The organism is Burkholderia sp. Bp9004, from assembly GCF_003858025.1.
In the GTDB taxonomy this organism is placed as follows: domain Bacteria; phylum Pseudomonadota; class Gammaproteobacteria; order Burkholderiales; family Burkholderiaceae; genus Burkholderia; species Burkholderia diffusa.
This window is the reverse complement of sequence record NZ_QTQD01000022.1, coordinates 42,314-54,602: the sequence shown is the minus strand read 5'-3', so window position 1 is coordinate 54,602 and position 12,289 is coordinate 42,314. Positions and strand designations below refer to the sequence as shown.

Genomic DNA, 12,289 nt, shown 5'->3' with positions numbered 1-12,289 from the left:
CTCCCTGATGCTGCCTGTCGAATCGCGGAATGGATGTGCGAAGCAGAAACGGGCCGTGACGCTGCGGCAACACCGTCACGCCCAGCCGGCGCTCACGCGCGCCGGCCTCAATCAGCGCACGCCGGCGCCGACCAGGCCACCCGCCGCGGCGCCGGCAACCGTGCCGACCGGGCCGCCCGTGATCAGGTAGCCCAGCGCGCCGCCCGCGGCCGCGCCGATACCGGCATTACGCTGCGTATGCGTCATCGCGCATGCGCCGAGCTGCGACAGGGCCGCGACGATTACCGCGGTACGAACGAGAAAAGTGGTCTTCTTCATCATGATTGTTGGTGTCCTCCCGCCAGCAAAAAATACGAATGGCGGCATTGAATCGGTAAAAGCCATCATAGGAAAAGCCGAATGCGGCGGGCAATCCGATTTACGTCGTGTTACAGCCGACACACAATCGAGATATTGCGGTTCCGCGCCGCGAACCGCCCGCCCGGTGGCGCAACCCGCGCGGGACGGACCCCGGTCAGGTAGAATTGCGGGATTACCCCGGCGCGACGCGCCGACACAACCTGACGCCAACCGCATGAGCACCGAACGCAACGACGCCCCCGCGGCTTCCAATTTCATCCGCAACATCATCGACGACGACAACCGCACCGGCAAATGGGGCGGCCGCGTCGAGACGCGCTTTCCGCCCGAGCCGAACGGCTATCTGCACATCGGCCATGCCAAGAGCATCTGCCTGAACTTCAGCGTCGCGCGCGACTACGGCGGCGTGTGCCACCTGCGCTTCGACGACACGAACCCGGAAAAGGAAAGCGTCGAGTACGTCGACTCGATCGTCGACGCGGTCCGCTGGCTCGGCTTCGACTGGCGCAAGGATGCGGTCGATCACCAGTATTTCGCGAGCGACTACTACGACAAGCTGTACGAATTCGCCGAGTTGCTGATCCAGCGCGGCAAGGCATACGTCGACAGCCAGAGCGCCGAGGAAATGCGCGCGAACCGCGGCTCGCTGACCGAAGGCGGCAAGCCGTCGCCGTTCCGCGACCGTTCGCCCGAGGAAAACCTCGACCTGTTCCGCCGCATGAAGGCCGGCGAGTTCAAGGAAGGCGAGCACGTGCTGCGCGCGAAGATCGACATGGCTTCGCCGAACATGAACATGCGCGATCCGGTGATCTACCGGATCCGCTACGCGCACCACTACCGCACCGGCGACGCGTGGTGCGTGTATCCGATGTACGACTACACGCACTGCATCTCGGATGCGCTCGAAGGCATCACGCATTCGCTGTGCACGCTCGAGTTCGAGGATCACCGCCCGCTGTACGACTGGGTGCTGAACGAACTCGCGGAAGCCGGCGTGTTCACGCGCCCGCTGCCGCAGCAAATCGAATTCTCGCGGCTGAACCTCACGTACGCGATCACGAGCAAGCGCAAGCTGCTGCAGCTCGTCACCGAAGGCCACGTCGACGGCTGGGACGACCCGCGGATGCCGACGATCGTCGGCGTGCGACGCCGCGGCTTCACGCCGGAGAGCATCCACTTGTTCTGCGAGCGGATCGGCGTGACGAAGATCGATTCGTGGATCGACATGAGCATCTTCGAAGGCGCGCTGCGCGACGACCTCGACGACAAGGCGGCGCGTACGGTCGCGGTGCTCGATCCGCTGAAGCTCGTGATCGACAACTATCCGGAAGGCCAGGAAGAAGCGTGCACGGCGCCCGTGCATCCGCATCACCCGGAGCGCGGCGTGCGCACGTTCCCGATCTCGCGCGAGCTGTGGATCGAACGCGAGGACTTCGTCGAGAACCCGCCGAAGGGTTATTTCCGCCTGTTCCCGGGCAACAAGGTGCGCCTGCGCTACGGCTACGTGATCGAGTGCACGGGCTTCGACAAGGACGCCGACGGCAACGTGACGGCCGTGCACTGCAACTATTTCCCGGACAGCAAGTCGGGCACCGAAGGCGCGAACACCTACAAGGTCAAGGGCAACATCCACTGGGTCAGCGTGAAGCATGCGCAGGCGGCCGAAGTCCGGATCTACGACCGGCTGTTCAAGGAGCCGCATCCGGACGCGGGCGGTGCGAACTTCCTCGAGGCGCTGAATCCGGATTCGAAGAAGGTCACGCAGGCCTACGTCGAACCGGGCGCCGGCGACGTTGCGCCGGAAACGCGCCTCCAGTTCGAGCGTCACGGCTATTTCGTCGCCGACCGCGTTGATTCGAAACCGGGCAAGCCCGTGTTCAACCGGATCGTCGGGCTGCGCGACAGCTGGGGCAAGCCGGCCTGACGGCCTGCTCCATGCACGGCGCGCGGCTCCGGGCCGGCGTCGCGCGACGATAAAAAAACCGGCCTTCGGGCCGGTTTTTTATTGCGCGCGCGGGATCGTCGGAATCGACGCGGCAGCGCTCACGCGCCCGCCAGTCGCCGGTGCAGATCCGCGAGCGACAGCGTCGTGCGAAACAACCGCGCGAGGCTGCGGCTTGCATATGCGTCGACGTCGCCGGGCGCGGTCCAGCGATACGCGTCCATCTCGGGAATCGGCGAGCCGTCGCGACGGCTCGGGAACATCGACGTGCACGTGCAGTGCGCGAGATCGATCTCGTCGTCCGCGACCTGCACCGCGAACAGGTGCAGGTCCTTGTCGTGACGATATGCGAAGCGGCCGAGATCGAGCAGCCGCGCCGCCGCGAGTTCGATGCCGGTTTCCTCGCGCAACTCCCGCAGCGCCGCGTCGGCCGGCGACTCGCCGGGCTCGCCCTGCCCCTTCGGGATGTCCCAGTGCGTGGTATCCGTCGCGTGCGCGAGGAACACGCGGCCGGCCCCGTCGAGAATCACGACGCCGCACGATACCGTGCGCCGCGCACCGCTGCGCTTCATTGCTCGCGCGCTCAGCGCTTCTGCAGCTGCCACTTGCCCGCGGCGGTCTTGCAGTAGACGGGCTTGAGCGTCATCGTCTGGCCCTTCGCGGTAATGTCGGTGGCGATTTCGCGGCAGGTCTTGCCGTCGTTCTCGGACGTCGACGGCGTGAGCTTCGCGTCGATCTGCGTGCCGCGGCCGCTGCTCTGCCACGTCGTGGTCTCGCCGTCCTTGCCTTCGTCGCGCACCTGCACGACGGCCTTGGCCAGCGACGCGCGGTCGGTCTTGCTGAAGTAGGTCAGCGGCGTGTCGTTCAGGAAGCCCAGGTTGCTTTGCGCGTGGGCGGGCAGCATCGCGGCTGCGCACGCGGCGCCGGCCAGCACGCGCGTGACGACGGAAAGGGATGCACGCATCGACATGTGTTGTTCTCCTTGGATGTTCGATCGAACGGCGTGGCGCACGGCCGGCGACCCGGCACGCGCCACGCCCGTCAGCCAGCGAGCATAGCATGCGTGCCGCAAGGCCCGTGTTCTAGCGCGCGGCCGACGTGGCCGCCGGTTGATATCCGTCGGTCAGCGTGTTCAGGAACGCGATCACGTCCTTGATCTCGGCCGCATTCAGCGCGGGGGCGTCGCCGCGCTTGCGGTCGAACGGCGGCTCGCGGTTGATGTTCGGCCAGTAGCGCTTCGGCAGGTCGTCATACACCTGCACCTTGCCGTGCACGACCGGATAGAACTTCTCGGGATGGATGTCGCGCTCGACATAGAAGCGCATCACGTCCTCGAGCGAGTGGTACACGCCGTTGTGGAAGAACGTCTTGCGCAACGCGACGTTGCGCAGCGACGGTGTGCGGAACAGCCCGCAGAATTCGTCGCGGCCCTTCAGGTCGGTGCGCTCGGGGCCGCACGCGCCGAGATCGTGGAAGCGCGGATCGCGATTGACCGGCAGCGCGCGGTTGCGCGGCACCGCGATCGCGATCAGGCCGAAATCGCTGAACTGCGGCGGCCCCCCTTCGAGCGTGCGCTGGCTCACGTGACAGCTCGCGCAGTTGCCCTTCTTCTCGTCGTTGAACAGCTGCAGCCCGTGCAACTCGGCGGGCGTGAGTTGCGCGTGGCCGGCCAGATACGCGTCGTACTTGCTCGTGTACGGATCGAACAATGCCGGCTGCTGCTGGAATACGTCGAGCGCACGCAGCACCGCTCCGAACGTCGCCTGGTCGTCGCCGAGGACCCGATCGCCGAATGCCTTGCGGAACGCGTCGGCATAGGGCGCGGCACGCACCGCCTTCGCGACCCGCGCCGGCGAGCTGCTCATCTCGAATGGCGACGTGAGGGGAATACGCGCCTGCGCATCGCGCGTGTCGACGCGACCGTCCCAGGTCAATCCACCGGTCGGGCCTGCATCGATGCTTTCGTCGCCTTCGTCGGGCGAATCGTGGAAGTGCTCGGTGAATGGCGGAATGCCGCGCACGTACTTCAGCGACGGCACCGCGCGAAAGCCCATGCGATGCATGTCGTCGCCGCCGAGCTGCACCGACAGCGCGTTCGGCGGGCCGAACGCATGCTCGGCGCTATGACACGACGCGCATGCGAGCTTGCCGGAGCCGGACAGCGACGGATCGAAGAACAACTGCTTGCCGAGCGCCGTCATCTGCTTCACGCCCTCGAATACCTGCGCGCGTGTCTGCGGCTGGCTGGCCGGCGCGATCGCCGGGGTGGCCGGGGCGGCTTGTGCCGCCGACACGACGGAGACCGCCTGCGCGTTCGCACCGGGCCGCGCATCGCAGCCGGCGAGCGGCGCGAGCCCGCCCATCAGCGCGAGCGTCGCCGCGGCGGGGATCAACGATCGCGCGAACGCGAAGGATTTCAGAAGGCTGTGCATCGTCGTTCTTCTTGTAGCGGTGGGCAATCGGCCGGAGCTTATGTCAGTTCCGTGACCGGTGCATGACGTTCGACCGACAGTCAATTGAAAGCGCCCCTACACCCGGCTGTCAAACGGGTTCCAGATAATGCGCGCAGCCGGTTGGTGCCCCGTGGTTCCTGCGCCGGCCCGACGCCAACCCGGTTCCCACACGCGACAAACGACGAAAGAGAGAGAACATCGCATGAAGAAGCACGCCTGGATTCGCTACACGCCGATCGCCCTCGCGGCCGCGCTCAGCCTGACCGCCTGCGGCGGCGACGATGTCACGCAGCAAGGCCTGTCGGCCGTCAAGAACGTCGTCGTGATCTACGCGGAAAACCGCAGCTTCGACAACCTCTACGGCAACTTCCCGGGCGCGAACGGTCTGCAGAACGCAACGACTGCGAACTCGGTGCAGAAGGATCGCGACGGCTCGACGATGGCGACGCTGCCGAAGGTCTGGGGTGGCCTGACCGCAACCGGCATCACGCCCGCGGTCACCGAAGCGATGACGGCGAACCTGCCGAACGCACCGTTCGCGATCGACGATCCCAACGGCTTCAACCAGTCGATGAGCATCGCGACGCGCGACATCGTGCACCGCTTCTACCAGGACCAGATGCAGATCGACGGCGGCAAGAACGACATGTATGCCGCATGGACCGATGCGGGCGGCCTGACGATGGGCCACTACACGCCGGATCCGTCGAAGCTGCCGCTGTGGAAGATCGCGCAGCAATACGTGCTGGCCGACAACTTCTTCATGGGCGCGTTCGGCGGCTCGTTCCTGAACCACCAGTACCTGATCTGCGCGTGCGCGCCGTTCTACGCGAACGCCGACAAGAGTCCGGCGGCCGGCAAGATCGCAGTCCTGAACGCCGACGGCAAGTCGCTCGCAGTCGCCTCGAACTCGCCGGCCTCGGCGCTGAGCGGCCCGCCGAAGTTCGTCAACGACGGCGCACTGACGCCGGACTTCTACGGTGTCAACACGATGCAGCCGGCGTACCAGCCGAGCGGTAACAAGGCCGCCACGGGCGGCGACCCGCTGCTCGCCGACCCGGCCAATCCTTCGACGATGCCGCCGCAGACGGCAACCAACATCGGCGACCTGATGACCAATGCAAACGTGTCGTGGGCATGGTATAGCGGCGCATGGGGCCAGGCGCTGCAGGCGAGCCAGAACGGCACGTCGAACGTGATCTACGGCGCCGACCTCTCGACGCCGAACTTCCAGCCGCACCATCAGCCGTTCAACTACTACGCGAACCAGGCACCGGGCACCGCGAGCCGCGCGCAGCACCTGCTCGACGGCGGCGCGAACGGCGCGGACTTCATCAAGGCGATCGACGCGGGCACGCTGCCGCAAGTTACGTTCTACAAGCCGCAGGGCAACCTGAACGAGCACCCGGGGTACACGGACGTCACCTCCGGCGATCAGCACATCGCGGACGTGATCGCGCACCTGCAGGCCAGCCCGCAATGGAAGAACATGGTCGTGGTCGTCACGTACGACGAAAACGGCGGCTTCTGGGATCACGCAGCGCCGCCGAGCGGCGATCGCTGGGGCCCCGGCACCCGCATTCCGGCGCTGATCGTGTCGCCGTTCGCGAAGAAGGGTTTCGTGGACCATACGCAGTACGACACGGGTTCGATCCTGCGCTTCATCACGCGTCGCTTCTCGCTGCCGCGCCTCGCGGGCCTGCAGCAGCGCGACGACGCGCTGAAGGCGAACGGCGCGCAGCCGATGGGCGACCTGACGAACGCGCTCGCGCTGTCGCCGAACCTGTAACGCCATCGCGGCGAACGGGCCGGCCGCGGTGCCGGCCCGGACGAACGAAGGGCGGCCCCGCGGGGCCGCCCTTTTTTCATGCGCGCGCGGTGCCGCGCGGCCGCGTCACCAGCCGTACTTCAGCTCGATGCCGGCGTAGTCCGCGTTGTGCCCGCCCGCCTGCCGGATCGCGTCGCCGACCTGGAAGTGCACGGCCTCGACCGCGCCGATCAGGTTCGCGGCGATCGTCCAGTCCGCACGCAGCTGCACGTACATCCCCGTCCACAGGCCGCCCTTGCCTGCCGTGCCGGGCACCGCGACGTTCGGCTGCTGATAGACGGCGTCGCCGGCGGTCTCGCGCCACTGGAAGCCGAGCGCACCGAGCAGCGACAGGTTCGGCGACGGCTTCAGCGTCACCGACGGCTTCACGTGGATCAGGTTCGAGTAGCCCGTGTAGCCGGCCAGCGTGAAGTAATAACCGTTCGGAAAGAGCGGGTTGAAGGTGCCGACGCGGCCATCGTGCGGATGCCGGTCACCCGATGCCGCATCGACCTGCAGCGCGATGCGCGGCGACCACGGCGCATCGAGCTTGTAGCCGGCGATCGAGCCGACAGCCCACGCACCGATCGTGTTGTTACCGACCGTCCCCGTCTGCAGCATCGTCTCGAGATCCCAGTCGAAGCGGCCCTGCGTGCCGGTGTAGCGCAAGTCCCATACGTCGCGATGCTCGGGGCCGCTCGCATCGAGGAAACGCGCGTTGCTGCGGTTGTAGCGCGACCAGTAGCCGGACAGATCCCCCGGCCCGACCGACTGCCGCTCGAAGCGCACGCCGCTGAACGTGAGGTCGCGGTTCGACACGTCATCGAACGCTGACATCGTGCGGTTCTGCACGGGCTGCGTCGCATACCCGATGAAGCGCCACTTCTGATATTCGTAGTCGGCCCACACTGCATCAAACGCCTGCCTCACGTTCGGGCCGTCGCGCGTGGCAATGAAGCGCTGCAAGTCGAACGCCATTTCCTGCCGCCCGACGCGGAACTTGAACGTGCCGCCGCCGAGCGCGCCCGTGTAGGTCGCGAACGCCTGTTCGAGATCGAGCGGGTTCCTGTCGACCGGCGAGATCGTGTTCTTGCCGAATGCGCGGTCGTCCTGCAACTGCACGAAGAACTGCCAGTGCTGGCCCAGATGCGCATCGGCATGCACTTCGACGCGCTGGATCAGGTACGTATCCGATTGCGCGGAGCCGATCCCGAACAGCGGCGCGTCGTTGGTCTCCAGCCGCTCGCGCAGGTTCACGCCGAGCGACAGATAGGAGGCCGGATCATTGCCGAGCGGAATGTATTTGAGCCCGTCGAGCGGCGCGCGCGGCACGCACGGATTCGCCAGCACCGACCAGTCTTCCTGCCAGCGGTTGAACAGCACCGTCGGCCGCTTCGCCGTGCATGTCGAAGCGGTTGCGTCACCGTGTGTCGATGTCGACGTGGAAGTCGACGTGGATGTCGCCGCCGTTTCCGCGAACGCCGCGTCGGCGCCCGCGAACAGCAGGCCCGCGACGATGGACAAGCGCGCGGCCTGCTCGAAGCGGCGGCCGTGGCGCCTCCCTTGACTCCCCCGCTCCCGCGCGATCATGCGCGCTCCTGCGTGGCCGGTCCGGCCGCTTGCGCCGCACACAGTGCGAGCATCGCAAGCACGCCGACGGGTACGAGCAGCGCCAGGAATCCGACATGGCGGAACCCGAGCGCACCGGCCGCCGCGCCGAGCGCGAACGCAACGATCGCCGGCAGCATCTTGCCGAAGCGCGCCCGCGCCGCCGCGCGCGCGGTGTCTGCGGTGCCGGCCGACAGCAGGTCGACGACATCGAGGATCGCCTGCGTCACGTTGCCCGTCATCACCGTATTCGGCACGCCGCCCGCACGCGGAATCACGCGCGGATGCGCGTTCTGCACCCCCATCGCGAACGTACCGACAATGCCGGCCACGAGTGCCGGCAACGCGTCGGGCTGCGTGACGGGCGTCGCCCACACGCCGGCCGCGCAGAAGCCGAGCAGCAGCACGGCCTGTACCGCGTGCAGCGCGCGCGCACCCTGCCAGGCGGGCCGCCCGGACATCGACCGCGCGATCAGGCTGCTCGCGATCACGCCGCACACGAACGCGGGAAACACGCTGAGCTTCAGCACGACACCCTGGCCGAAGCCCGCGATGCCCGCGCCGATCAGCACGAAGTTGCCGGTCACGTGTGCGGTGAACAGCCCGAATAGCGCGACGAAGCTCAGCGTATCGACGAAGCCGGCCACCGCGGCAAGGAGCGTGTCTTCGTGCTTCATCGCGCGGCGCTCGCATGGATCTCGGCGACATAGCCGCCCGGGAACTGCACGAGTGCTGCGTCGCGCCCATCCGCCGTGAACGGCGGCACGAGCACGGTCGCGCCCGCGGCTTCGGCCTTCTTCAGCGTCGCGGCGAGATCGGGCACGTCGTAGCCGGTCATCTCGCGTCCGAACGGGTAAGGCAGATGGCCGTCGGTCACGAGCACGGTCATCTTGCCGAAGCCCGACTCGATGCGGATGCGGCGGTACGTGTCGTTCGGCCGGCCGATCTCGATGCCCGGCGCCTGCAGGTTGTCCGACACCACCTTGCCCTTCGAGAACTTGACGAAGTCGTGCACGAACTTGCGTACGCTTTGCGGCGACACGTAGACGCGGTTCTCGGGGATCGTCTGCAACGCGTCGTAGTTCGGCGCCTGCGTATGCCAGTAGAGCTGCATCTTCACGCCGCCCGCCCACGCAATGACCGCATCGCGGCCGATGGGATCCGGGAACGTGTCGACGATCACGTCGGCGCCATGCTCGCGCGCCGACTTCACGGCGACATCCATGTCCGTGACGAGGTAGCCAGTGCGCTCCGCGCAGAACGGATACGGGATCGGCGTCTTGAAGCCGAACACCGAGATCGTGCCGACGGGCGTCAACACGAGCTGCGACATCGTCTGGCTCGGTGTCGGCGTGACCTGGAACACGCCCTGCTTCGACTTCTTGCCGCCGAACGTCGCGATCAAGCTGTCGGTGAAGCGGTCGAAGTCTTCCGGTGCCACGCACACGTGCGTCGTATCGTACTGCGGACCGACGGCAACCGTGGGCGCGACGGCGGGCGGCACGGGCGGTTTCGCGAACGCGGCAGGCGCGGCGACGAGGCCGCTGGCAACCGCAAGCGCCAGCAACGCGGAACGAAGGATTTTCATGACGGATGTCCTTGTTGTTTCATCAAATGGTGCAGCGGCTCGGGCGATCCCGGTCACCCAGGGCCGTCGCCGGCCGTTTGCCGAGCATCGTCGAGCACGGTCGCGAGCACGAGTGCCGCGATCACTCAAGATGCTCGAAAAAGCTGTTGAGCGCCATGAAATGTTCGGCGCCCGAGCGGTTCCAGAAATCGTTCGCCACGACCATCGCGACGAAGCGGCCAGCGGTGATCGCCACTGCGGCTGCAGACGGGTTTGCGCGGTCGAGCGTCGTGAACCTTCCGTCGTGAAGGATCAGGTCCGGTTGGGACTCGATTGCGCTCATCAATATGTCCTCGATGCAATCAGAAACCGAGCCAGTGACGGACCGGTGCGACGGCCGCCACGCCGATCAGCATGCCGGCCAGCCCGACCAGCGCGATCAACGGCGGTGCGGGCGAGCGCACCTTGATCACGCTGTACACGACGCCGACCAGCACGCCCGCGCCCAATGAAGCCAGATACGATTCCATACGCCCTTCCCGACTGAACTAGAATGTGCCGCATTGCCGCCCGGACGCCGTGCGACGGCGGCCCGAACCGTTGCCGCCCCGTCCGCTTCACTTCGCCGCCACGCTCTCCAGCCATGCAACATCTTCCCGATCTCGAAGCCTGGGCCATCTTCGCGCGCGTCGCCGAGACCGGTTCGTTCGCCAAGGCCGCCGACCTGCTCGGCATCTCGCAACCGACCGTGTCGAAAGCGATCGCACGCCTCGAAAAGCGCCTCGGCGCGATGCTGCTGTACCGCACGTCGCGCAAGCTGTCGCTCACACCGACCGGCGAACTGCTGCGCGATCGCGCGATCCGGCTGCTCGCCGACGCCGAGCTGATCGAGGGCGAGGCATCCGCGCACGCGCTCGAACCGCACGGCCTCGTGCGCGTGAACGCGCCGATGTCGTTCGGGCTGCGCCACCTGGCGCCGGTACTGCCCGCGTTTCTCGAACGCTACCCGCGCGTCGACATCGACCTCGTGCTGACCGACCACTTCGTCGACATCGTGTCGGGCGGTTTCGACGTCGCGATCCGGATCGCCGAGCTGAACGATTCCTCGCTGCGGGCGCGTCGTCTCTGCGCGGTGCGCCGGCCGCTCGTCGCATCGCCTGCGTATCTCGACCGGCATGGCCGGCCGACCCATCCGAGCGAACTCGACCAGCACGTGTGCCTGACCTACACGAACATCCCGACGCCCGACTACTGGCGCTTTCGCCACGCCGCGTCGAACGACGAAATCGGCATACCCGTGCGCGGCCGCATCCGCACCAACAACGCCGACGTCATTGGCCCCGCGCTGCTTGCAGGCCACGGTCTCGCGCTGCAGCCGACGTTCCTGGTGTGGGATGCGCTGCAAAGCGGCGAGCTCGAGGAAGTCATGCACGACTGGAAAATCGCCGACATCAACGTCAATCTCGTCACGCCACCCGGCATGCTGCGTGCCGCGCGCGTGACGGCATTGCTCGACTTCCTCGTCGAACATCTGTCGCACGCGCCGTGGGCACTGCCGCCCGTCTGAACGGGCGGCCCGCGCCCGTTACTTCGCCGGCACGGCCGGGATCGACTCGTGCCGCGTCGCGGTGCGCTGCGCGGCCTTGTGGACCATCGTGTACGCGTAGTCGACGCCCATGCCGTACGCACCCGAATGTTCCTTCGCGATCGCCATCACGGCGTCATACGTCTCGCGGCGTGCCCAGTCGCGCTGCCACTCGAGCGCGACCTGCTGCCAGGTGACGGGCACGACGCCGGCTTGGATCATCCGCTGCATCGCGAAGTCGTGCGCGTCCTTCGACGTGCCGCCCGACGCGTCGGCCACCATATAGATCTCGTAGTCGCCTTCGAGCATCGCGCAGAGCGCGAACGTCGTATTGCAGACTTCCGTCCACAGGCCCGAGACGACCACCTTCTTGCGACCATTCGCGGCCAGTGCATCGCGCACCTTCTGGTCGTCCCACGAGTTCATCGACGTGCGTTCGAGCGTCTTCTGGTTCGGGAACACGTCGAGCAGTTCGGGATAGGTGTAACCCGAGAAGCTGTCGCTTTCGACGGTCGTGATCGTGGTCGGGATGTTGAATGCCTTCGCGGCCTTGGCGAGCCCGACGACGTTGTTCTTCAACGTCTGGCGATCGATCGACTGCACGCCGAATGCCATCTGCGGCTGCTGGTCGATGAAGATCAACTGGCTGTTCTGGGGGGTGAGGACTTCAAGCTTCGGGTTGCGCATGGCGCGAATCATCCTTTGAACAGGAATCGTGGGAGGCTTGCCTCGATCGGAAACCGAGAGGAGCCGGCTGTGCGTTACCCCGGATCTGCGTCTTCCGGTTGCAGGCATTTAATCGGAAAAGCCGCGGCTCGAACACCCAAGAAATGGAATCGATCGAATTCCGAAAGAAGGGGCTCATCAAGGGCTATCCGCCCTTTTGTTCCACACGTAAACCCGATACGCTTCCAGCACGTTGAAGGCGCGCCCTTCGCCCCCCGATCAGCCTATCACGAGCGATTTT

At 66.5% G+C, this 12,289-nt stretch carries 12 protein-coding genes and 1 pseudogene; 3 read left to right on the top strand and 10 right to left on the bottom strand.

Annotated features, from left to right (window positions below):
• Nucleotides 1-111 precede the first annotated feature (111 nt).
• Nucleotides 112-321, bottom strand: a complete 210-nt coding sequence (locus DIE08_RS22735) for an ornithine acetyltransferase (RefSeq protein ID WP_006497729.1) — start codon at nt 319-321, stop codon at nt 112-114.
• A gap of 253 nt (nt 322-574) precedes the next feature.
• Here DIE08_RS22735 and DIE08_RS22730 point away from each other — a divergent pair, with 253 nt between their 5' ends.
• Nucleotides 575-2,284: a glutamine--tRNA ligase/YqeY domain fusion protein gene (locus DIE08_RS22730; RefSeq protein ID WP_059606487.1), complete on the top strand. Its 1,710-nt coding sequence runs from the start codon at nt 575-577 to the stop codon at nt 2,282-2,284.
• Nucleotides 2,285-2,403: 119 nt separating this feature from the next.
• On the opposite strand, the gene DIE08_RS22725 is transcribed toward DIE08_RS22730, so the two are convergent.
• The 3 genes from DIE08_RS22725 to DIE08_RS22715 form a co-directional block, all read right to left on the bottom strand.
• On the bottom strand, nt 2,404-2,874 hold the full coding sequence (locus DIE08_RS22725) for an NUDIX hydrolase (protein ID WP_124626563.1): 471 nt from the start codon (nt 2,872-2,874) through the stop codon (nt 2,404-2,406).
• Nucleotides 2,875-2,885: 11 nt separating this feature from the next.
• Nucleotides 2,886-3,272, bottom strand: a complete 387-nt coding sequence (locus DIE08_RS22720; protein ID WP_059606483.1) for a hypothetical protein — start codon at nt 3,270-3,272, stop codon at nt 2,886-2,888.
• 112 nt (nt 3,273-3,384) lie between these two features.
• Nucleotides 3,385-4,734 (bottom strand): cytochrome-c peroxidase, encoded by a 1,350-nt coding sequence (locus DIE08_RS22715; RefSeq protein WP_124903682.1) that lies wholly within the window; start codon nt 4,732-4,734, stop codon nt 3,385-3,387.
• 223 nt (nt 4,735-4,957) lie between these two features.
• On the opposite strand from DIE08_RS22715, the gene DIE08_RS22710 reads away from it, so the two are divergent.
• A complete protein-coding gene (locus DIE08_RS22710; RefSeq protein ID WP_124903680.1) occupies nt 4,958-6,544 on the top strand; it encodes an acid phosphatase in 1,587 nt (528 codons plus the stop codon).
• Between the two features lie 105 nt (nt 6,545-6,649).
• Here the strand turns inward: DIE08_RS22710 and DIE08_RS22705 are convergent, their stop codons facing one another.
• The 5 genes and pseudogenes from DIE08_RS22705 to DIE08_RS22685 form a co-directional block, all read right to left on the bottom strand.
• The gene (locus tag DIE08_RS22705) at nt 6,650-8,152 is read right to left on the bottom strand and encodes an alginate export family protein (protein WP_124903678.1); all 1,503 of its coding nucleotides are present in this window, start codon (nt 8,150-8,152) and stop codon (nt 6,650-6,652) included.
• Complete coding sequence (locus DIE08_RS22700; RefSeq protein WP_124903676.1) at nt 8,149-8,847, bottom strand: YoaK family protein; 699 nt, start codon at nt 8,845-8,847, stop codon at nt 8,149-8,151. Before DIE08_RS22700 ends, DIE08_RS22705 begins: the two co-directional genes overlap by 4 nt.
• Nucleotides 8,844-9,758: a glyoxalase gene (locus DIE08_RS22695; RefSeq protein ID WP_124903675.1), complete on the bottom strand. Its 915-nt coding sequence runs from the start codon at nt 9,756-9,758 to the stop codon at nt 8,844-8,846. The genes DIE08_RS22700 and DIE08_RS22695 overlap by 4 nt, the downstream gene beginning before the upstream one ends.
• Before the next feature lie 53 nt (nt 9,759-9,811).
• Nucleotides 9,812-9,969, bottom strand: a pseudogene (locus DIE08_RS35720) (DoxX family protein); the annotation flags it as partial.
• Nucleotides 9,970-10,099: 130 nt separating this feature from the next.
• Entirely contained in the window at nt 10,100-10,267 is a 168-nt protein-coding gene (locus tag DIE08_RS22685) for a DUF1427 family protein (RefSeq protein WP_059467730.1), read from the bottom strand.
• Between the two features lie 113 nt (nt 10,268-10,380).
• Here DIE08_RS22685 and DIE08_RS22680 point away from each other — a divergent pair, with 113 nt between their 5' ends.
• Complete coding sequence (locus DIE08_RS22680) at nt 10,381-11,304, top strand: LysR family transcriptional regulator (protein ID WP_124903674.1); 924 nt, start codon at nt 10,381-10,383, stop codon at nt 11,302-11,304.
• A gap of 18 nt (nt 11,305-11,322) precedes the next feature.
• Here the strand turns inward: DIE08_RS22680 and DIE08_RS22675 are convergent, their stop codons facing one another.
• A complete protein-coding gene (locus DIE08_RS22675) occupies nt 11,323-12,009 on the bottom strand; it encodes a hydrolase (RefSeq protein ID WP_124903673.1) in 687 nt (228 codons plus the stop codon).
• Nucleotides 12,010-12,289 lie beyond the last annotated feature (280 nt).